The following is a 20,660-nucleotide window of genomic DNA, read 5'->3' as shown; positions in this document are numbered from 1 at the left end:
TGACCCCCGAGGGGGAGCACGACCGACGCCGGCGCCTCCCCCGCCGCTAGCGTGGGGCCGTCGGCTCCGCACCGGGCCGGCACGAGGGGGGTACTCGTGGACGATCAGCGGACGGCATCGGCGTGGCGGCGGTTCTGGGAGCGCGGCGGGGGCCGGCGGGCGCTGCTGCTGGCGGCCGTCTACTACGGCCTCTACGAGCTGATCGGCTTCGTGGTCGGCGACACCGGCAGTCCCCTCCGCGGCGAGGAGGGATCCGCGACGGACGTCTTCTTCTCGGTCGGGCTGCCGATCCTGCTCGCGAGCGTGCTGCTGGTGCTCTTCGCACTCTCGCTCGGCTGGCTGCGCGAGCTGTTCGCGCCGCAGCGGATCCGCGGCCGCGGCTGGATGTGGATCGGGGTCGCCGTCGTCCTCGCGATCAACGTGTCCGCCCTGCTCGATCTCGACTACGCCGGCGCGGGCGGCGCGCTCATCGCCTCCTGGCTGCTGACCGGCCTGTTCGTCGGCTTCGCCGAGGAGACGCTCACCCGCGGCTTCGTCGTGAACCTGATGCGCAAGCGCGGCCACGGCGAGACCCGGGTCGCCCTGGTCTCGGCCGGGATCTTCGCCGCCCTGCACATCGGCAACGTCTTCACCAGCGACCAGGGCGTCGCCGTCACCGCGCTCCAGGTGGTCTACACCTTCGGCTTCGGCGTCGTGATGTACCTGGCGCTCCGGGTGACCGGCACGCTGCTCGGGCCGATCCTGCTGCACGCGTCCACCGATCCCACGCTCTTCCTGCACGGCGCGCACCCCGCCGGCACGATCGCCGGGATCCTGCCCGCCCTCAGCACCCTCCTCGTCATCGCGACGGGGCTGATCCTGCTGCTCGTGCTGGTCCTCGGCGAGCGCCGTCGGACCCGGAACGCCGTCTCGGAAGGAGCACTCGCATGACCGCGAGCACCGATCACCGCCCGGTCCCCCGCACGATCCCGGTCGGGATCGCGGCCGCCGTCCTCTACGTGCTGATCGCGGCCGGCGTCGGCACGCTGCTCGATCCGCTCGCGGGCGGCGACGACACCCTCGACTTCGTGATCGGGACCTGGCTGCCCGTCGGCGTCCTGATCGTGATCGGCCTGCTGTTCGCGCGGCGCGCGGGCTGGCTGCGCGAGGCGTGGACGGCGCCGTCGCCGTCCACCGAGCGGCGGCGTCGGTGGCTGCTGGCGATCCCGGTCGTCCTCGTCGTGCAGACCGTGCTGCTGCTGCTCGCCGTGCCCTGGGCGGAGCGGGCGCTGCCGATGGTCCTCGTCTACCTGGTCGGCTGCCTGCTGATCGGCTTCGGCGAGGAGCTCTACTTCCGCGGTCTCTTCCGCGTGGCGGTCCGCGGGCACCACGGCGAGCTGGCCGCGCTGCTGATCACCTCGATCACGTTCGGCCTCGCGCACACCGCCGGCTATCTGATCAACGGCGTCCCGCTGCCCGCGACGGCGCTCGCCGTGGCGTTCCTGGCGATGGACGGCGCGATCTTCTACGGCGCCCTCCGCGCGACGGGGACGCTGTGGGTGCCGATCCTGCTGCACGGGCTCGGCGACTTCGCCCGCTTCCTCCAGCAGGGCGGCGACGACCAGTCCACCACTCCGGGCTTCGGCGGCGACGTCGTCGCCGCGCTCGTCGAGTACGTCCTCATCGGCCTCTCGATCGCGCTCGTGGTCAGCGTCGCTCGCAGCGACCGCCGCGAGCGGAAGGCGAGGAGGGCCGCCGCCGTCCCGGAGTGACGCGGCGTCGGGAGCTCCCGACGGCAGGCGCTCGGCCGCTGTCGTAGGGAACCCGTGAGGTTCCGCCGTCAAGCCGTATGGGAACCGTGAGCACCGCCGGACGGCGGGCCGCGGAGGTGTCTAGTGAGTGCTCGTGCCAGCTCTGGCACGTGCCCGCGGATCCGCGGTCACGATCCGCCTCCGGATGGAGTCCTCCCGTGCTCGACCTCGTTTCCGTGATCGGCGTCCTCGCCGTCTTCACTCTCCTCGGCGTCCTCGCCAAGGGGGTCGAGAAGCTGAGCCCCCGGGCCGGCGTCGCCGACCCCCGCGACGCGCGGAAGGGAGGGGACCGGGCGTGATCGTCCTCGACACCCTCGCCGCGGTCCTCGCGATCGCCGCGATCGGCTACCTCGTCGTCGCCCTCGTGAAGCCGGAGCGCTTCTGATGGACGCCTTCCTCGCGATCCTGCAGGTCGCCTCCGCCGCCCTGATCCTCGTGCTGCTGCACCGCCCGCTGGGCGACTACATGGCGCACCTGTACTCCTCGCCGAAGGACCTCGCCGTCGAGCGCGGCTTCTACCGCCTCATCGGCGTGGACGCCCGCGCCGAGCAGAGCTGGCAGGCCTACCTGCGCGGCGTCCTCGCGTTCTCGCTCGTCAGCGTGCTGATGCTCTACGCGATCCAGCGGGCGCAGGCCGTGCTGCCGTACTCGCTCGGCTTCCCGGCGATCCCGGAGGGGCTCTCGTTCAACACGGCGATCTCGTTCGTGACCAACACGAACTGGCAGTCGTACTCCCCCGACGTGACGATGGGCTACTCCGTCCAGCTGATCGGCCTCGCCGTGCAGAACTTCGTCTCGGCCGCGGTCGGCATCGCCGTCGCCATCGCGCTCGTCCGCGGCTTCGCCCGGCGCGGCAGCGGCACGATCGGCAACTTCTGGGTCGACCTCACCCGCGGCCTCCTCCGGCTGCTCCTGCCCCTGGCCGTGCTGAGCGCGGTCCTGCTCCTGGCCGGCGGCGTGATCCAGAACGTCACCGGCTTCACCGACGTCAGCACGGTCACCGGCGCCACGCAGAGCATCCCGGGCGGCCCGGTCGCCTCGCAGGAGGCGATCAAGATGCTCGGCACCAACGGCGGCGGCTTCTTCAACGCCAACTCGGCGCACCCGTTCGAGAACCCCACCGCCTGGACCAGCCTGCTGCAGGTGGTCCTCATGCTGGCGATCCCGTTCTCCCTCCCCCGCACCTTCGGGCGGATGGTCGGCGACGCGAAGCAGGGCTCCGCGATCCTCGCGGCGATGGCGACGATCTTCCTCGTCTCCCTCACCGCGCTCACGCTCCTGGAGCTCGGCGGGAGCGGCGGCGCCCCGCAGGCCGCCGGCGGCGCGATGGAGGGCAAGGAGACCCGGTTCGGGATCGCCGGCTCGACGCTCTTCGGCGCCACCAGCACCCTCACCTCCACCGGCGCGGTCAACTCGATGCACGACTCCTACACCGCCCTCGGCGGGATGCTGCCGATGCTGAACATGATGCTCGGCGAGGTCGCCCCCGGCGGCGTCGGCTCCGGCCTCTACGGGATGCTCGTGCTCGCGGTCCTCGCGGTCTTCATCGGCGGGCTGCTCGTCGGCCGGACGCCGGAGTACCTGGGCAAGAAGCTCGGCCCGCTCGAGATCAAGCTCGCCAGCATCTACATCCTCATCACGCCGACCCTCGTGCTCGCCGGCACCGCGCTCAGCTTCGCGATCCCCGCGGTGCGGGCCGACGTCGAGAGCACGTCGATCTGGAACCCCGGCCTGCACGGCCTCTCCGAGGTGCTCTACGCCTTCACCTCCGCGGCCAACAACAACGGCTCGGCGTTCGCCGGGCTCACCGCGAACACGCCGTGGTTCAACGCGGCCCTCGGAGTCGCGATGCTGCTCGGCCGGTTCCTGCCGATCGTGATGGTGCTCGCCCTCGCCGGCTCGCTGGCCCGGCAGGGCGCCGCACCGGCGACCGCGGGGACGCTCCCCACCCACCGGCCGCAGTTCGTCGGCCTCCTCGTGGGCGTCACCGCCATCGTGACCGCCCTCACCTACTTCCCCGTCCTCGCACTCGGACCCCTCGCAGAAGGACTGCAGTCATGACCGCCACTCTCGACCGACCCGCCGCCTCCCCCACCCCAGAGAAGACCCCGCGGCGCGGCGCCTCCGCGTTCAGCCCCGAGCAGATCCTCGCCGCCGTGCCCGGCGCGCTCCGCAAGCTCGACCCGCGCCTGATGGTGCGGAACCCGGTGATGTTCCTGGTCGAGGTCGGCGCCGCGCTGACCACGGTCCTCGCGATCGCCGAGCCGTTCCTCGGCGGCGCGCAGGAGTCCGGCGGCTCCCCCGTCCCCGGCTCCTTCACCTGGGGCATCGCGCTCTGGCTCTGGGCGACCGTCGTCTTCGCGAACCTCGCCGAGTCGGTCGCCGAGGGCCGCGGCAAGGCGCAGGCCGACAGCCTCCGGCAGACCCGCACCAGCACGATGGCCCGCCGCCTGCTGGAGTACCGCGCCGGCGACGGCGCCGCGGCCCACGGCCAGGTGCGCGAGGTCTCCTCGGCGGACCTGCAGCTGGGCGACCACGTCGTCGTCGAGGCGGGCGACCTGGTCCCCGGCGACGGCGACATCGTCTGGGGCATCGCCTCGGTCGACGAGTCCGCGATCACCGGCGAGTCGGCCCCCGTGGTCCGCGAGTCCGGCGGCGACCGCAGCGCCGTCACCGGCGGCACCCGGGTGCTCTCCGACCGCATCGTGGTGAGGATCACCTCGAAGCCCGGCGAGACCTTCGTCGACCGGATGATCGGCCTGGTCGAGGGCGCCTCGCGCCAGAAGACGCCGAACGAGATCGCGCTGAACATCCTCCTCGCGAGCCTCTCGATCGTCTTCCTCGTCGTCACCCTCACCCTGAATCCGATCGCCTCGTACGCCGCCGCGCCCGTCAGCGTCCCGGTGCTGGTCGCCCTGCTGGTCTGCCTCATCCCGACCACCATCGGCGCCCTGCTCTCCGCGATCGGCATCGCCGGCATGGACCGGCTCGTGCAGCGCAACGTGCTCGCGATGTCCGGCCGCGCGGTCGAGGCCGCCGGCGACGTCACCACGCTGCTGCTCGACAAGACCGGCACCATCACCTACGGCAACCGCCGCGCCACCGAGTTCGTCCCCGTCGGCGCGACCGGCGAGGACGAGCTGATCCGCGCCGCCGCGTCCTCCTCCCTCAGCGACCCGACGCCCGAGGGGAAGTCGATCGTCGACCTCGCCGCCGCCCGCGGGATCCGCGAGGAGGCGCTCTCGAGCGAGGTCCTCTCCGCCGAGATCGTGCCCTTCACCGCGCAGACCCGGATGAGCGGCCTCGACCTCCCCGACGGCGCGATGATCCGCAAGGGCGCCGGCTCGGCCGTCACCGCCTGGCTCGCAGACGGCGGCCCGCTCGCCGCCGCCGCCGAGCTCGAGGCGCAGGTGCACCGCATCTCGGAGAGCGGCGGCACCCCGCTGGTCGTCGCCGTGAAGGACGCGAGCGGCACCGGCAGGATCCTCGGCGTCGTCCACCTCAAGGACGTCGTCAAGGAGGGGCTCAAGGAGCGCTTCGCCGACCTGCGCGCGATGGGCATCCGCACCGTGATGATCACCGGCGACAACCCGCTCACCGCGAAGGCGATCGCCGCGGAGGCCGGCGTCGACGACTACCTCGCCGAGGCCACCCCCGAGCAGAAGCTCGAGTACATCCGCCGGGAGCAGGAGGGCGGCAACCTCGTCGCGATGACCGGCGACGGCACCAACGACGCCCCGGCGCTCGCGCAGGCCGACGTCGGGGTCGCGATGAACACCGGCACGTCGGCGGCGAAGGAGGCCGGCAACATGGTCGACCTCGACTCCGACCCGACCAAGCTGATCGACATCGTCCGGATCGGCAAGCAGCTGCTGATCACCCGCGGAGCGCTCACCACCTTCTCGATCGCCAACGACATCGCGAAGTACTTCGCGATCATCCCCGCGATGTTCACCGGGGTCTTCCCCGGCCTCGCGGTGCTGAACGTGATGCAGCTGCACTCGCCGTCCTCGGCGATCCTCTCGGCGATCGTCTTCAACGCGCTCGTCATCATCGCCCTGATCCCGCTCGCCCTCCGCGGCGTGGCCTACCGCGCGCTCAGCGCCTCCAAGGTCCTCAGCCGCAACCTCCTCGTCTACGGGCTCGGCGGAGTGATCGCGCCGTTCGTCGGCATCAAGCTGATCGACCTCGTCGTCTCCCTCCTCCCCGGCTTCTAGCCGGACCCCGCAGTCCCCGCACTCCCAGCACTCCCAGCACTCCCAGCACTCCCAGCACTCCTCAGCAGGAAGCAGACCATCCCATGACCACCCCCCGCACCGGGCTCCGGCAGTACGGAGTCGCCCTCCGCGCCCTCCTCGTGCTCACCGTCGCCCTCGGCGTCCTCTACCCCCTCGCGATCACCGGAATCGGCCAGGTCGCCTTCGCCCGCCAGGCGAACGGCTCCCTGCTCACCGAGAACGGCGAGACCGTCGGCTCGAGCCTCATCGGCCAGTCCTTCACCGACGCCGACGGGAACCCGCTGCCCGAGTGGTTCCAGTCCCGGCCCTCCGCCGCGGGCGACGGCTACGACGCGAGCGCCTCCAGCGGCTCCAACCTCGGCCCCGAGAACGAGGACCTCATCGCCGCGATCCAGGAGCGCCGCGCCGCGATCGCCGCGTTCGACGGCGTCGACCCGGCCGCCGTCCCCGCCGACGCCCTCACCGCCTCCGCCTCGGGTCTGGACCCGCAGATCAGCCCCGCCTACGCCGCGATCCAGGTGGCCCGCGTCGCCGCCGCCCGCGGGCTCACCGAGGAGGACGTCCGCGCTCTCGTCGCCGAGCACACCCGGGCACGCGATCTCGGGTTCCTCGGCGACGAGACCGTGAACGTCCTCGAGCTCAACCTCGCCCTCGCGGCGCAGGCGAGCTGAGACGGCGATGAGGACGGGGCGGCTCCGGGTGCTGCTGGGCGCCGCCCCGGGCGTCGGCAAGACCTACGAGATGCTCGAGGAGGGCCGGCGCCTCCGCAGCGAGGGCCGCGACGTCGTCGTCGCCTTCGTCGAGACCCACGGCCGCGCCGCGACCGCCGCGATGGTCACCGGGCTCGAGGTCGTCCCGCGGACCACCCTCGAGCACCGCGGCGTGCGGCTCGACGAGCTGGACCTCGACGCCGTCCTCGCCCGGCGCCCCGGGATCGCCCTCGTCGACGAGCTCGCGCACACCAACGCGCCCGGCTCGGCCCACGAGAAGCGCTGGCAGGACGTCCGGACCCTCCTGGACGCCGGGATCGACGTCGTCTCCACCGTCAACATCCAGCACATCGAGTCGCTCAACGACGTCGTCCAGCAGATCACCGGAGTCCCGCAGCGCGAGACGATCCCCGACGCGATCCTGCGCGGCGCCGACCAGATCGAGGTCGTCGACCTCGCCCCGCAGGCCCTCCGCGACCGGCTCGCGGCCGGCCGCGTCTACCCGTCCGAGCGGATCGACGCCGCCCTGTCGAACTACTTCCGCCTCGGCAACCTCACGGCGCTGCGCGAGCTCGCGCTGCTCTGGCTGGCCGACGAGGTCGACTCGGCGCTGAACGGCTACCGCGTCGAGCACGGCATCGACAGCACCTGGGAGGCGCGCGAGCGCGTCGTCGTCACCCTCACCGGCGGACCCGAGGGCGAGACCCTGCTGCGCCGCGGCGCCCGCATCGCCGCCCGCTCCTCCGGCGGCGAGCTGCTCGCCGTGCACGTCACCAGCCAGGACGGCCTGCGCGCCGCCCGCCCGGAGGTGCTCGCCGAGCAGCGCGCCCTCGTCGACACCCTCGGCGGCAGCTACCACCAGATCGTCGGCGAGGACGTGCCCCGCGCCCTCGTCGAGTTCGCCCGCTCCGTCAACGCCACCCAGCTCGTCCTCGGCGTCAGCCGCAGGAGCCGGCTCGCCGCCGCGCTCACCGGCCCCGGCATCGGCGCGACGGTCATCCGCGAGTCCGGGACGATCGACGTCCACATCGTCACCCACGCCTCGGCGGGCCGCTCCCCCGCGCTGCCCCGGCTCGGCGGAGCGCTGACGCTGAAGCGGCGCGTCCTCGGCCTGCTGCTCGCCCTCGTCGGCGGGCCGCTGCTCACCTGGCTGCTCGCCGCCTTCCGGAGCGACGAGTCGATCACCAGCGACGTCCTCGCCTACCAGGTCCTCGTCGTCCTGGTCGCCCTCGCCGGCGGCCTCGGGCCGGCACTGTTCGCCGCCGTGCTGTCCGGGCTCACCCTCGACTTCTTCTTCGTCGACCCGCTCTACACCGTCACGGTCGACGAGCCGCTGCACGCCCTCGCCCTCCTGCTCTACATCGCCAACGCGATCCTGGTCAGCGCCGTCGTGGACCGCGCCGCCCGCCGCGCCCGCACCGCCCGCCGGGCCGGCGCCGAGGCCGAGCTGCTCGCCACCATCGCCGGCGGCGTCATCCGCGGCCAGGACGCCCTGCAGGCGATCCTCGAGCGCGCCCGCGAGGCCTTCGGTCTGACCGGTGTCCGCCTGCTCCGCGGCTCCGAGCTCGTCGGCGCCGACGGCGAGCCCGGCGGCGAGCACGAGACCGTCCCGGTCGGCCGCACCGCCGTCCTCGAGCTGCACGGCCGCCCCGTCGGCGCGGGCGAGCGGCGCCTGCTCTCCGTCGTCGTCGCCCAGCTCGACGCCGCCCTCGAGCACGAGGACCTCAGCGAGACGGCGAGCGGCCTCGCTCCTCTCGCCGAGACCGACCGGGTGCGCAGCGCCCTGCTCTCGGCCGTGAGCCACGACCTGCGCCGGCCGCTCGCCGCCGCGACCGCCGCGATCAGCGGACTGCGCTCCACCGACATCGCCTGGAGCGCCGCGGACCGCGCGGAGCTGCTCGCCACCGCCGACGAGAGCCTCGGCACCCTCGCGGACCTCGTCACGAACCTCCTCGACGTCACCCGGCTGCAGGCCGGGGTGCTCGCCGTCTCCCTCGCCCCCGTCGACCCCTCGGACGTCGTCCTCCCCGCGATCGACGAGCTCGGCCTCGGACCGGCGGAGCTCGACCTCGACCTCGACCTCGACCTGCCGCCGGCGCTCGCTGACGCGGGGTTGCTCCAGCGCGTGGTGGTGAACCTGCTCGCCAACGCCGTCCGGCACTCCCCGGCCGACCGGCGCGTGCGGATCTCGACCAGCGGCTTCGCCGGCACGCTCCAGATCCGGGTCGCCGACCACGGACCGGGCATCGCCCCCGAGCGCCGGGCCGACGTCTTCGTCCCGTTCCAGCGCCTCGGCGACACCGACAACACCACCGGCCTCGGCCTCGGCCTCGCCCTGTCCAAGGGCTTCACCGAGGGGATGGGCGGCACGCTCGACACCGAAGACACCCCCGGCGGCGGGCTGACCATGGTCGTCACCCTCCCGCTCGCGCCGCCGCCGACCGCTTCCGCGCCCGCACCGACGCCCCGGGAGGGAGGCCGATGAGGGTCCTCCTCGCCGACGACGACGCGCAGCTGCTGCGCGCCCTCCGGATCACCCTCGGCGCCCGCGGCTACCACGTCGTCACGGCCGAGGACGGCACCAGCGCCCTCGCGCTCGCCGCCGAGCGGCGTCCCGACCTCGTCGTGCTCGACCTCGGCCTGCCCGGGCTCGACGGCCTCGACGTGATCCGCGGACTGCGCGGCTGGAGCACCGCGCCGATCCTCGTCGTCTCCGGCCGCACCGGCGCCGCCGACACGATCGACGCCCTCGACGCCGGCGCCGACGACTACGTCACCAAGCCCTTCGCGATGGACGAGCTGCTCGCCCGCCTCCGCGCCCTCACCCGCCGGCTCGGGACGCAGGAGACCGGCTCGCTGGTCGTCCTCGGCGACCACGTCGTCGACCTCACCGCGCGGGCCGTCACCCGGCGCACCGGCGACGGCCCGACCGCGGTCCGGCTCACCCCCACCGAGTGGCGCGTGCTGGAGCTGCTCGTCCGGAACCCCGGCCGGCTCGTCACCCGGCAGACCCTGCTGCACGAGATCTGGGGACCGAGCCACAGCACGGACACCGGCTACCTCCGCCTCTACCTCGCCCAGCTGAGGAAGAAGCTCGAGCCCGAGCCGGCCCGCCCCCGCTACCTGCTCACCGAGTCGGGGATGGGCTACCGCTTCGTCCCCGGCGACGGCCCGGACTCCGGCTGAGCACGCGCGGCGCCGTCGCACTTCGGCTCTCGCCATCGATACAGCACTCCGTGTACTGTGGCCGCGTGACCGACACCGCGACCGTGACCGTGACCGTGACCCACTCCGCCGCCCTCGCGCGCCTGGGCTCCGCTCTCGCGGACGAGACCCGGGCGCGGATCCTGCTCGCACTGCGCGAGGCGCCGGCCGTCCCCTCCGATCTGGCGGACGCGCTCGGCGTGTCCCGGCAGGTGATGTCCAACCAGCTCGCCTGCCTGCGCGGCTGCGGACTCGTCGAGGCCGTCAAGGACGGCCGCTACACCTGGTACCGCCTGGCCGAGACCCGCCTGGCCGGCGCGCTCGACGACCTGCTGCGCCTGGTCCTCGTGGTCGACCCGGACTGCTGCTCCGGCACGGACTGCCACTGCGCATGAGCGCCCTCCCGCTCCGCGCCCCGCTCGCCCCGGCCCGCCGCCGCGTCCTGCAGCGGCGCATCCGCTGGATCGTCGCGGCGACCATCGGCTACAACGTCGTCGAGGCGGTCGTCGCCCTCGCGGCCGGAACGGTCGCGTCCTCCAGCGCGCTCGTCGGATTCGGCCTCGACTCCGTCGTCGAGGTGCTCTCGGCGGCCGCCGTGGCCTGGCAGTTCTCCGGCCGCGATCCGCACGCCCGCGAGCGCACGGCCCTGCGCGTGATCGCCCTGTCCTTCCTCGGCCTGGCCGCCTTCGTCGCGGTCGACTCCGTCCGCGCCCTGCTCGGCTTCTCGGAGGCGCAGCACTCCCCTGTCGGCATCGTGCTCGCGGCCGTCAGCCTGCTCGTGATGCCGGCCTTCTCCCTGGTCGAGCGCCACACCGGCCAGGAGCTCGGCTCCGCCTCCGCCGTGGCCGACTCGAAGCAGACCCTGCTCTGCTCCTACCTCTCCGCCGCCGTCCTCGTCGGCCTGCTGCTGAACAGCACCCTCGGCTGGACCTGGGCCGACCCGGTCGCCGGTCTCGTCATCGCCGCCTTCGCCGTCCGCGAGGGCCTCGAGGCGTGGCGAGGCGACGCCTGCACGCAGCCGGTCGCCCCCCTCACCGCCGAGAGCACCGCCTCCTGCACCTGCTGCTGACCACCCGTGCGGACCAGGACCGGCCGGCGCGCGCATTCCCATGCTGATCGAGTAGCCCGCGAAGCGGGCGTATCGAGATCCACCCCGGCAAGGACCTGGGCCGCAGCACACCCGCCTCACCCACCCGAGCCCGGGGCTTCCTGCACATCCTGCGTCCGGCGCTGAGAACGTCCATATCTCCGCAGATCCGGCCGACTCCCACCCGTCGCCGGTGCGACCATGACCGTGGGAGGCCCTGATGCGTGACGCGGTGCTGGTCGTGGAGGACGACGTCGAGATGGGGGAGCTCCTCGTGCGAGGTCTCACCGGCGACGGCTACGACGTCGACCTGTTCCCCGACGGCATCGGTGCGCTGAACGCGGCGCGCGGCACCGAGTACGCGGCGGCCGTCCTGGACGTGATGCTTCCCGGCATGAGCGGCTTCGAGATCTGCCGGCACCTGCGCGCGACCGGCGCCACGCTCCCGGTGATCATGCTCACCGCCCGCGACGCGCTGCAGGACCGGGTCTTCGGCCTCGATGCCGGCGCCGACGACTACCTCGCGAAGCCGTTCCACTTCGAGGAGCTCTCCGCCCGCCTGCGGGCGATGATCCGCCGCGAGCGCCTGACGAACCGCGCCCCGGTCGTGCTCGGCGATCTCCGGGTGGACCCCTACACGCACACCGCCTCCGTCGACGGGTCCGTGCTGCCGTTGAGCCCGAAGGAGTTCGGGGTGCTCCGCGCGCTCGCGGCGCGGGCCGGCGAGTTCGTGCCGCGGGAGGAGATCCTGCTCGAGGTCTGGCGCTCCGCGGAGTTCGTCGACCACAACATCGCGGAGCAGTACATCAGCTACCTCCGCCGCAAGCTCGCTGCCGGCGGGGCGTCGGTCGAGATCACCACCCGGCGCGGTGCGGGCTACCGCCTCGAAGTGAAGCCGTGAGCTGGCGGTCGCTGTCGATCCGCGTGCGGATCACGGTGTCGAGCCTGCTGGTCGCGATGCTGTTCTTCGGCGTCGTCGCTGTCATCGTCCGCGAGCAGCTCGATCACATCCTCGACGCCTCCACGATCGAGCTCGTCCGCTCGGGAGCGTCGCAGGCGCTGATCGAGGAGAGCCGCGACACCGCCGAGGCGGTGGTGGGCGGTGTCAGCACCACCCTGCTGATCGCCCTGGCGATCCTGTTCGTCGCGTTCGCCGCCACCTCCTGGCTCCTCGTCGGCCTCGCGCTGCGCCCCGTCGGCCGGATGCGCGCGATCGCCGACCGGCTGCGCCACGGCCGCTCCACCGAGCTCCTCCCTGTCGGGCCCGCCCGCGACGAGCTCTCCGACCTCGCCGCGACGCTGAATGCGCTGATCGCGGATCTGCGGGAGTCGGCGGACCGGGAGCGGCGGCTCGTCGCCGACGCGAGCCACGAACTGCGGACCCCCCTCGCTGCCCTGCGCACCCGCCTCGAGCTCGCCGAGCGCGTCCGCGACGATCCGGCGGCGCTCTACGCCGACGTCGTCGACGCGCGCCGCTCGATCGACCGCCTCCAGTCCCTGACCGACGGGCTGCTGATCCTCTCGAGGATCGACGCCGGCACCGTCGCCGGCGTCGCCTCCTCGGCGGCCCTGCGCGAGGAGGTCGCTGACAGCGTCGACCGCGCCCGGATGCTCGCCCGCGACCGGGATCTCGCGATCGACTTCGTCGCCCCCGCCTCGATCACCGCAGCCCGCTACCCGGTCTCCCCGACCGACTTCGGCCGCATCCTGGACAACCTGCTCGCGAACGCCGTCACCGCGACGCCCGACGGCGGCAGCGTCACCGCGACCCTCGTCGAGCGCGCCGACGAGATCGTCCTCTCCGTCGACGACGACGGCCCGGGCGTCCCCGACGCGTTCCTCGCCGTCGCGACCGACCGCTTCACCCGCCCGGACGCCGCCCGCTCCCGGGAGGGCGGCGCCGGCCTGGGCCTCGCCATCGTCGCCGGGCTCAGCCGGGCCGCCGGCGGACAGTTCACGATCAGCAACCTCGCCCCCCACGGCCTCGGTGTCGAGATCCGACTCCCCACGACGCATCCCGACCACACCCCTCCCAAGGAGAACCGATGATCGACCCCCAATCCCTCCTCGACGGTGCCGGCCCCTGGGCGATCGCCCTGGTCTGCCTGATCGCCTTCGTCGAGACGGGCCTGCTGATCGGGTTCTTCCTCCCCGGCGACACCCTCCTCTTCTTCACCGGAGTCTTCGTCGCGACCGGCGTGATCTCCCTCCCGGTGCCGCTGGTGATCCTGATGGTCGCCGCGTCCGCGTTCCTGGGCGATCAGCTCGGGTTCGTCATCGGCCGCGAGACCGGCCCGCGGATCTTCGAGCGCAAGGACAGCGGCCTGTTCAGCCGCTCGAGCGTCGCCCGCACCCAGAAGTTCTTCGACCGCTTCGGCGGCTGGGCGGTCACCATCGCCCGCTTCGTCCCGGTCGTCCGCACCTTCGCCCCCGTCGCCGCCGGAGTCGGGAAGATGCACTACGCCCACTTCGTCGGCTTCAACGCCCTCGGCGCGGCCGTCTGGTCCACCGGCGTCATCCTGCTCGGCTTCTTCCTCGGGCGGATCCCCGGCGTCGCGGACTTCGTGGGGAAGTACATCGACATCGTCCTCGTCGGCATCGTCGTGATCAGCCTCGCCGGGATCGCGCTCACCTACTGGCGGCAGAAGAACCGCGCCCGCCGCGACGCCGCCTGACCGCGGTCGTCAGACGGTCGGCGCCGGTGCGGCCGCGCGTGGCCGACGGCCGACCGCGATCACGGCGACCAGCAGCAGGAACACCGCCAGAGCGGCGAGCGTGACCGGGCCCGTCCCCAGGCCGAGCCCGCTGCGGCTCACCGGGTCCGCGAGCCAGTCGCACACCGACGCACCGAGCGGCCGGGTGACGACGTAGGCGGACCAGAACGCGAGGACCGCAGTCATCCCCGCGAACCGGTGCGCGACGGCCGGCACCGCGATGATCAGCGCGAACAGGACCGCGGAGGGCAGGTAGCCGAACCCGAGGGTCGACGCGGTCAGGTCGCCTGCTGCGGTGCCGAGCGCGAACGTCCCGGAGACGGCGAGCCAGTAGAACAGGGCCCGGCGCGGCGTCGTGATCGAGTGGATCGACAGCGTCCGCTCCATCCGCCACCACACGGCGAAGACTGCGGCGAGAGCCACCGCGAACCCGAGGGTGGAGACGAGGTAGGGGACGCCGGCGACGACGTGCAGCACGTCGGCGGCCATCGTGCCGAAGACGCTCACCATCAGCACGGCCAGCCAGTACACCCAGGGGGAGGTACCGGCGGACCGCGAACTGCAGCCCGAGGGCCGCGAGGAACGCGAGCCCGGTCGCGACGACCACTATCACGGGGTCGAACGCGGTCGCGAGGAAGTCCGACGCCGTCTCGCCCATCCCGGTGGTCAGCACCTTCAGGATCCAGAACAGCGCCGTCGCCTCGGGCACCGTGGAGGCGCCGTACCGCCCGGCGAGGAGGCGGCGCGGGTCGGGACGGGACCGGAGGCGCGGGGCGGCGAGGTGCGTCATCCCGCCATGCTCGACGACCGCGGCGGCGTGCCCGCTGTGCCCTCGGCCGTCGTCGTTGAAGATGTGTACAGCGCCCACCCGCCCCCGGACCGGCGCGCTGTCAGCGCCGTTGCCAGCGGATCGGCCGAGCCGGAAGGAGCCGACGGATGACCGGCGCCGTGGACGCTGCTGCCGTGATCCTCGCCGTCGCCGTGTGCGGGGCGGTCTCGATCGCCGCACTCCGCACGTTCGGAGTCGTCTCGTTCGCGCGGCCGGCGCTGGCGATCCTCCGTGGGGCTGTTCAGCTCGGGGTGCTCGCGGTGATCCTCTCGGGAGTCATCGCGGACCTCCACTGGGTCCTGCTCTTCCTGGCCGTCATGTTCGGTGCCGCGGTGCTCACCGCGGCCGGTCGCCTCGGCCGCACCCGGCGCACGGTCCTCGCCGTCACCGCGGCGATGGCGGCCGGGGTCGCGGTGAGCGCCGGGATCGTCTTCGGGCTCGGGGCCGTCCCGTTCACCGGCCGCTACGTCCTCGCGGTCGGCGGGATCCTCCTCGGCGGCGCGATGACCGTCGCGACCGTCACCGGTCGAGCGCTGGCCGCGACGCTCGCCGACCGCTGGGATCAGGTCGAGGGCTGGCTGGCTCTCGGCGCGCGGCCGCGGCAGGCCACGCTCGGCCTGGCGCGGGAGGCGGCCTGGACCGGGCTCGTGCCGCTGACCGACCAGACGAGGACCACGGGTCTCGTCGTCCTGCCCGGTGCGTTCATCGGCGCCGTCTTCGGCGGACTCTCGCCGGTGGCGGCGGGCGTCTTCCAGATCGTCGTGCTCGCCGGCCTGGTCGCGTCCGGGTCGGTCGTAGCCGTCGTCCTTCTCGTAGTCCTTCGCGGCGATCTGGTGAAGCCTCGGCCCTGACGGGGCATCAGCCGAGTGAGCGTCGCTGGTCGACCCGCCGCCAGAGGGGCGGCGGTGACGACACGCGCTCGGTGTGCAGCCGGACCGCGAGCGGCGCCCAGACGATCAGCGCTACGCCGGCGCCCAGGAGCAGCCCGCCGACGGTGTCGGAGATCCAGTGCGCACCGAGGTACGTGCGGCTGAGCATCATCGCCACCGTGTAGAAGGCACCGGCGATCCGGACCCACCACAGCGGGAAGACGATCGCGAGGACCACCGCGGTCGTGGCGGCGTTCGCGCTGTGGCCGGAGGGGAACGAGCCGAAGTCGGCGTTCACGAGGATCTCCAGCGGCCGCGGACGCCCCACCGCGTTCTTGAGGATCTGCACCAGCAGCCCACTCAGCGGCGCGGCGATCGCGAAGTACGTCGCCGCCCACCGACCCCGCCAGACCAGCAGCGCCGCGAACACGACGAGCGGGACCACGATCGTGCCGACGATCCCGCCGCCGAGGCTGTTCATCACCAGCGACGGCACCAGCCAGAACGTGGACCGGTGCTCGACGACCTCGTTCATCCACGCGGTGTCGAACCCGAACGGCTTGTCGTGCTCGCGGTAGAAGATCAGCGCGGCCAGGAGTCCGGTGAGCAGCACCGCGAGGCCCGCCGAGATCAGCGGCCAGCGCCGCGCCGCCCGATAGGCGATCGCACCGTCTGTCGCGGGTTCCCGGTTCGGCATCAGTGTCGTCCTCGTCTCTCGACGCGGAGCGCGCCGAAGGAAATACACGCTACGAACGCGCGGCCTGTGGTGGCGGAGGATTCCCCCGCATCCGTTGTGAAACCACAGAGCCTCGGCTCCTCGGCTCGGTGCCGACCCGATCGCGTTCGGGAGCTTCTGGTCGTTGTGAGCGAACACAACGCAGCAGGGCGCATCCCGAGCCGCCGCCCCCGTCCCGGCTGGGACTCCGCGGGCATGGACACGTCAACGACGACGACCCGCTTCCCGGTGCACCGGCTGCTCAGCAAGGTCCCCGAGGACACGATCTGGTTCTGGATCATCAAGATCCTCTGCACCACCGTCGGCGAGAGCTTCGCGAGGCGCTCTACTGGCTCACCGTCCTCGTCACCTTCGCGCTCGGCACCGCCCTCGGCGACTGGACCCTCGAGCTCACCGGCTGGGGCCCCGGCGTCTCGATCCTCCTGCCCCTCGCCCTGATCGCGGGAGCGGGCACGGCCGGAAGCCCGGCCGTCCGCAGGGGACCGGGGCGGTCTGCAGCGGCGGTCCCCTCGGCCGGAGTGTGCGGAGGAGGACACGGCTGAGCGCCCGCCTCTACACTCGCAGCAGGGCGTGTCGAGGATGACGCGCACCGACGGAACGAGTGCCCCCATGGACCTGGACGTCGCGCAGCAGCGCTCCCGCGAGACCGGCGCCCCGGCGTCGACCCCCGAGAGCGCGCGCCCGCTCACGACCTTCGCCGTCCGTCACCGGAGCGGACTCGACGTCGCCTTCCTCCTCGACGGCACCGACGGTGACTTCCAGATCGGCATGGGAGCCGCCTCAGAGGACTTCCGGAGCGTCCTCACCATCGGCGTCGATCAGCAGCGCGGCCGGCTGCGGGCCGTCTCGGAGTGGATGCTCGACGGCCGCAGCATCCACGTCCCGGTCCGGATCCTGCACCGCTCGCCCACTGCGATCCTCGTCGAGGCCGCGCACCTGCCGCTGGAGCGCCGCCCCGCCTCGCTGAAGTGCTGGTCGTTCCTGCGCCGGCGGTCCGTCGACCACTGCGCCGAGGTCATCGCCTGCGTGTCGCCGGAGCTGGCCGGCCTCCCCGCGATCAGGTTCGTGACCGACCCGAGGACGGCCGCGACCCGCTGACCGCACGGGGATCCCGACCAATCCGCCGCGGCCGCCGCTGCGAACAGCATCAGGACGTCCTGGTCCCGCAGGGCGGTGCCGAACCCGATGAGGCTCCGCCCTGCAACGCCGGACGCGCCCCTCAGGCGCCGGAGTCAGGCGAAGTCGGCCGTGTCGCCGACGAGGCGGGTGTTCTCGGCGGGGATCGGCTCGACCGCCGCGAGGGCGACCTCGGCCGCGAACTCGCCGACGTTGTAGAGCTTCCCCGCCGATTCGCGACGCGAGCTGATCGCGCCGGGGTTCGAGCGCTCGAGCAGCGTCGCAGTGATGGTGCCCTCGATCATGTCGCCGGAGACGATCACGAACTCGACACCGCGCTCGGTCAGCGCCGGGATCCGCTCGCGGAGGGCGTCCTCGCCCGCGCGCTTGGACAGCGCGACCGGCTCGTACTCCGGCATGGTCGGCGTGGTCCGGATGAAGTGCGCCTGGTGGCTGGTGACGAAGACGATGCGCGAGCCTTCGCCGAGCAGCGGCAGCGCCGCCTCGAGCGTGGCGACCTGGGAGTCGCGGTTGAGGACCATCGCGTAGTCCTCGCCCATGTTGCTCTCCATGCCGCCGGAGGCGTTCAGCACGAGCACGTCGAGCCCGCCGAGCCTCTCCTCGATCTCCGCGAAGAGCGCGGTCCGCGACTCCGCGTCGGTGAGGTCGGCGCCCACGGCGAAGGCCGAGCCGCCCGCGGCGGTGATCTGGTCGACGAGCTTCGTCGCGCGCGGCGCCTTCGAGCGGTAGTTGACGACGACGCTCGCGCCGGCCTCGGCGAAGTAGCGGACGGTGTCGGCGCCGATGCCGCGCGAGGAGCCGGTGACGAGGACGCGCTTGCCGTCGAGCGAGCCGGGAGCGAGGGGGTTGGACACGAGGAGATCCTCCAGGACGCCGGCGCAGGAGCCGGATCGGGCACGGGTGACGGGCCCACGGCCCGACGCAGGAGCCTACCAAGCCGCCGCCGCCGGCGCCGGTCCCGCGCCGCCCACTCCCCTCCCAGCCCCCCTTGCTACCGTTGACTCCCGTGCTCGTAAGGGGAAGGAGCACCGCATGGACGCAGTGACTCAGTACGCCTGGATCCTCTGGATCGCCCTCATCCTGATCTTCGTGATCGTCGAGATGATCACTCTCGAGTTCACCTTCCTGATGCTCGCGGTCGGCAGCATCGGCGGCCTCGCGACCGGCCTCGCCGGCGCCCCGTTCTGGGTGCAGGTCCCGGTCGCCGCGGTCGTCGCCGTGCTGCTGCTCTTCCTGGTCAGGCCCCCGCTGCTGCGGCTGCTCAAGCGCGGCGGCGACCCCACGCCGACCGGAGCCGACGCGCTGCTCGGCCTCGCCGGCAGCGTCGTCATCGCGGGGCCCGGCCCGGGCCAGGTGAAGCTCGTCAACGGCGAGACGTGGACGCTCAAGCTGTCCCCGCTCGTCGAATCCCGTCCGCTCGGTCTCGGCGAACGTGTCGTCGTCACCGCCATCGAGGGCGCGACCGCGGTCGTCGTCCCCGCCGAAAGGAGCTCCTCGTGAACACCGCAGCAGTCGTGACCACGGTGATCATCGCGGTCATCGTGCTCTTCGCCCTGGTGGTGCTGTTCAAGGCCATCCGCATCGTCCCGCAGGCCACGGCCGGGGTCGTCGAGCGCCTGGGCAAGTACCACCGCACCCTCCTCCCGGGCCTCAACCTGGTGATCCCCTTCATCGACCGGGTCCGCCCGTCCGTCGATCTGCGCGAGCAGGTCGTCTCCTTCCCGCCGCAGCCCGTCATCACCGAGGACAACCTGGTCGTCTCGATCGACACGGTCGTCTACTTCCAGGTGACCGACGCCCGGGCCGCGACCTACGAGATCGCCAACTACCTCGGCGCCGTCGAGCAGCTCACCACCACCACGCTCCGCAATGTGGTCGGCGGGTTGAACCTGGAGGAGGCGCTGACCTCCCGCGACAACATCAACGGCCAGCTGCGCATCGTCCTCGACGAGGCCACCGGCAAGTGGGGCATCCGCGTCGGACGCGTCGAGCTCAAGGCGATCGACCCGCCGATCTCCATCCAGGACTCGATGGAGAAGCAGATGCGCGCCGAGCGCGACCGCCGTGCGGTGATCCTCACCGCCGAGGGCACGAAGCAGTCGCAGATCCTGAACGCGGAGGGACACCGCCAAGCGGCGATCCTCGCGGCCGAGGGTGACGCGAAGGCCGCGGTCCTCCGCGCCGAGGGTGAGGCGAAGGCGATCACCACCGTCTTCTCCGCCATCCACGAGGGCCGCCCGGACAACGAGCTGCTCGCCTACGAGTACCTGCAGATGCTGCCCAAGATCGCCGAGGGAAGCGCCAACAAGCTCTGGATCGTGCCGAGCGAGCTCACGGAGGCGCTCAAGGGCATGGGTCAGGCGTTCGGCAAGAACTCGCCGACCCGGCCGGACCGCGAGCAGGACGGCTCGGCGATGACTCCCCCGGCCCCGTCCTTCTAGGGCTCCTCTGCCATGACGACCACGCGGCCGCCGTTCCTCTCGGGACGGCGGCCGCGCGTCATCGCCCACCGCGGCTTCGCGCCGGGCGGTGAGGGGAACACGCTGGAGTCCTTCGAGCGCGCCCTCGCCGCGGGCGCGGACCTGCTCGAGACCGACGTCCGCGCCTCGCTCGACGGCGTCGCGGTGCTCATGCACGACGAGGAGGTCGCGGACGAGCGCGGTGTCCGCCATCGGATCGAGACCACCCGCTGGGAGGAGCTGGCCGATCTCGTCCTGCCCTCCGGGGAGGGGCTGCTCCCCCTCGTCGAGGCGCTCCGCCTGCTCCCGCACGCCCGCTTCAACATCGACGTCAAGGCGAGGACGGCCGTCGTCCCGGTGGTCGAGGCGGTCCGGGCAGCAGCTGCGCGGGACCGCGTGCTGATCACCTCCTTCTCGGAGTCGCGGCGCCGCGCGGCCGTGCGACGGCTCCCGGGGGTCGCGACCTCCGCCTCCGCGCCCCGCTTCGTCGCCGCCCTCGTCGGCGCGCACCTCGGGTCCCCGTCCCTCGTCCGGCGGGCGCTCCGCGGCATCGACGCCCTCCAGGTCCCCGAGCGCGCGGCCGGACTGCGGGTCACCGCACCCCGGATCCTCGCGCGACTGCGGATCACCGGAGCCGAGATCCACCTCTGGACGATCAACGATCCGCGGCGGATGCGCGCCCTCCTCGACCTCGGCGTCGACGGCCTCGTGACCGACCGGACCGACCTCGCCCGCACCGCCGTGGACGGTGCTTCAGGCCGCGACGACGGCCCCTCCGATCACGCCGGAGAAGGCCGGTTCACCTGACGATCCTCTGGCAAACGGAGGCCTCCCCCGACCACCCCCAGGTCCGCGGTCGACACTTGTCGGAGCACAGCGAGAGGAGA

Annotated in this window: 22 protein-coding genes and 1 pseudogene; 19 read left to right on the top strand and 4 right to left on the bottom strand. The window is 72.8% G+C overall.

The genetic code is table 11. From position 1 onward, the window contains the following. Positions 1 to 96 precede the first annotated feature (96 nt). From MT355_RS14450 to MT355_RS14385, 14 genes are all read left to right on the top strand, one after another. Positions 97 to 930, top strand: a complete 834-nt coding sequence (locus MT355_RS14450) for a CPBP family intramembrane glutamic endopeptidase (protein WP_243600036.1) — start codon at positions 97 to 99, stop codon at positions 928 to 930. Continuing rightward, complete coding sequence (locus MT355_RS14445; RefSeq protein WP_243600035.1) at positions 927 to 1,751, top strand: CPBP family intramembrane glutamic endopeptidase; 825 nt, start codon at positions 927 to 929, stop codon at positions 1,749 to 1,751. The genes MT355_RS14450 and MT355_RS14445 overlap by 4 nt, the downstream gene beginning before the upstream one ends. A gap of 197 nt (positions 1,752 to 1,948) precedes the next feature. Then, a complete protein-coding gene (locus MT355_RS14440; protein ID WP_159422630.1) occupies positions 1,949 to 2,089 on the top strand; it encodes a hypothetical protein in 141 nt (46 codons plus the stop codon). After that, on the top strand, positions 2,086 to 2,175 hold the full coding sequence (locus MT355_RS14435; RefSeq protein ID WP_123446358.1) for a potassium-transporting ATPase subunit F: 90 nt from the start codon (positions 2,086 to 2,088) through the stop codon (positions 2,173 to 2,175). Before MT355_RS14440 ends, MT355_RS14435 begins: the two co-directional genes overlap by 4 nt. Then, complete coding sequence (gene kdpA, locus MT355_RS14430) at positions 2,175 to 3,851, top strand: potassium-transporting ATPase subunit KdpA (protein ID WP_243600034.1); 1,677 nt, start codon at positions 2,175 to 2,177, stop codon at positions 3,849 to 3,851. Before MT355_RS14435 ends, kdpA begins: the two co-directional genes overlap by 1 nt. After that, positions 3,848 to 6,007, top strand: a complete 2,160-nt coding sequence (kdpB, locus tag MT355_RS14425; RefSeq protein ID WP_243600033.1) for a potassium-transporting ATPase subunit KdpB — start codon at positions 3,848 to 3,850, stop codon at positions 6,005 to 6,007. Before kdpA ends, kdpB begins: the two co-directional genes overlap by 4 nt. A gap of 83 nt (positions 6,008 to 6,090) precedes the next feature. Further along, on the top strand, positions 6,091 to 6,699 hold the full coding sequence (gene kdpC / locus MT355_RS14420) for a potassium-transporting ATPase subunit KdpC (protein ID WP_243600032.1): 609 nt from the start codon (positions 6,091 to 6,093) through the stop codon (positions 6,697 to 6,699). 7 nt (positions 6,700 to 6,706) lie between these two features. Next, positions 6,707 to 9,223 carry an ATP-binding protein gene (locus tag MT355_RS14415; RefSeq protein WP_243600031.1) on the top strand — a complete coding sequence of 839 codons (2,517 nt, stop codon included), beginning with the start codon at positions 6,707 to 6,709 and terminating at the stop codon, positions 9,221 to 9,223. Beyond that, positions 9,220 to 9,924, top strand: a complete 705-nt coding sequence (locus MT355_RS14410; RefSeq protein ID WP_243600030.1) for a response regulator — start codon at positions 9,220 to 9,222, stop codon at positions 9,922 to 9,924. Before MT355_RS14415 ends, MT355_RS14410 begins: the two co-directional genes overlap by 4 nt. Positions 9,925 to 9,989: 65 nt before the next feature. After that, complete coding sequence (locus MT355_RS14405) at positions 9,990 to 10,337, top strand: helix-turn-helix transcriptional regulator (RefSeq protein WP_243600029.1); 348 nt, start codon at positions 9,990 to 9,992, stop codon at positions 10,335 to 10,337. Beyond that, positions 10,334 to 11,011, top strand: coding sequence for a cation diffusion facilitator family transporter (locus MT355_RS14400; protein WP_243600028.1), 678 nt, complete (start codon positions 10,334 to 10,336; stop codon positions 11,009 to 11,011). Before MT355_RS14405 ends, MT355_RS14400 begins: the two co-directional genes overlap by 4 nt. A gap of 238 nt (positions 11,012 to 11,249) precedes the next feature. Next, positions 11,250 to 11,930 (top strand): response regulator transcription factor, encoded by a 681-nt coding sequence (locus tag MT355_RS14395; RefSeq protein WP_243600027.1) that lies wholly within the window; start codon positions 11,250 to 11,252, stop codon positions 11,928 to 11,930. After that, positions 11,927 to 13,078 (top strand): HAMP domain-containing sensor histidine kinase, encoded by a 1,152-nt coding sequence (locus MT355_RS14390; protein WP_243600026.1) that lies wholly within the window; start codon positions 11,927 to 11,929, stop codon positions 13,076 to 13,078. Before MT355_RS14395 ends, MT355_RS14390 begins: the two co-directional genes overlap by 4 nt. After that, positions 13,075 to 13,704 (top strand): DedA family protein, encoded by a 630-nt coding sequence (locus tag MT355_RS14385; RefSeq protein ID WP_243600025.1) that lies wholly within the window; start codon positions 13,075 to 13,077, stop codon positions 13,702 to 13,704. Before MT355_RS14390 ends, MT355_RS14385 begins: the two co-directional genes overlap by 4 nt. A 9-nt stretch (positions 13,705 to 13,713) precedes the next feature. Here the strand turns inward: MT355_RS14385 and MT355_RS14380 are convergent, their stop codons facing one another. Together MT355_RS14380 and MT355_RS14375 are read right to left on the bottom strand one after the other, a co-directional pair. Beyond that, positions 13,714 to 14,253 (bottom strand): hypothetical protein, encoded by a 540-nt coding sequence (locus MT355_RS14380; protein WP_243600286.1) that lies wholly within the window; start codon positions 14,251 to 14,253, stop codon positions 13,714 to 13,716. A 91-nt stretch (positions 14,254 to 14,344) separates the two neighbouring features. Beyond that, positions 14,345 to 14,401: pseudogene (locus MT355_RS14375) on the bottom strand (hypothetical protein); the annotation flags it as partial. 278 nt (positions 14,402 to 14,679) lie between these two features. Between MT355_RS14375 and MT355_RS14370 the strand changes: the two are divergent. Continuing rightward, positions 14,680 to 15,423 (top strand): ABC transporter permease, encoded by a 744-nt coding sequence (locus MT355_RS14370; protein WP_243600024.1) that lies wholly within the window; start codon positions 14,680 to 14,682, stop codon positions 15,421 to 15,423. Positions 15,424 to 15,430: 7 nt separating this feature from the next. On the opposite strand, the gene MT355_RS14365 is transcribed toward MT355_RS14370, so the two are convergent. Next, a complete protein-coding gene (locus MT355_RS14365) occupies positions 15,431 to 16,138 on the bottom strand; it encodes a phosphatase PAP2 family protein (RefSeq protein ID WP_243600023.1) in 708 nt (235 codons plus the stop codon). A 648-nt stretch (positions 16,139 to 16,786) separates the two neighbouring features. On the opposite strand from MT355_RS14365, the gene MT355_RS14360 reads away from it, so the two are divergent. Then, positions 16,787 to 17,275 (top strand): hypothetical protein, encoded by a 489-nt coding sequence (locus MT355_RS14360; protein ID WP_127886831.1) that lies wholly within the window; start codon positions 16,787 to 16,789, stop codon positions 17,273 to 17,275. A 134-nt stretch (positions 17,276 to 17,409) separates the two neighbouring features. Here MT355_RS14360 and MT355_RS14355 read toward each other — a convergent pair whose 3' ends face one another. Beyond that, on the bottom strand, positions 17,410 to 18,168 hold the full coding sequence (locus tag MT355_RS14355) for an SDR family oxidoreductase (RefSeq protein ID WP_243600022.1): 759 nt from the start codon (positions 18,166 to 18,168) through the stop codon (positions 17,410 to 17,412). Between the two features lie 178 nt (positions 18,169 to 18,346). On the opposite strand from MT355_RS14355, the gene MT355_RS14350 reads away from it, so the two are divergent. Genes MT355_RS14350 through MT355_RS14340 form a run of 3 tightly spaced genes read left to right on the top strand, consistent with a single transcriptional unit; the run spans position 18,347 to position 20,580 of the window. Further along, entirely contained in the window at positions 18,347 to 18,814 is a 468-nt protein-coding gene (locus MT355_RS14350) for an NfeD family protein (RefSeq protein WP_243600021.1), read from the top strand. A gap of 23 nt (positions 18,815 to 18,837) precedes the next feature. Next, positions 18,838 to 19,755, top strand: coding sequence for an SPFH domain-containing protein (locus MT355_RS14345; RefSeq protein WP_374204662.1), 918 nt, complete (start codon positions 18,838 to 18,840; stop codon positions 19,753 to 19,755). 12 nt (positions 19,756 to 19,767) lie between these two features. Further along, entirely contained in the window at positions 19,768 to 20,580 is an 813-nt protein-coding gene (locus MT355_RS14340) for a glycerophosphodiester phosphodiesterase family protein (RefSeq protein ID WP_243600019.1), read from the top strand. Positions 20,581 to 20,660 lie beyond the last annotated feature (80 nt).

It is taken from the genome of Rathayibacter sp. VKM Ac-2929 (genome assembly GCF_022815495.1).
Classification (GTDB): Bacteria; Actinomycetota; Actinomycetes; order Actinomycetales; family Microbacteriaceae; genus Rathayibacter; species Rathayibacter festucae.
This window is presented reverse-complemented; position numbering and strand designations above follow the sequence as displayed.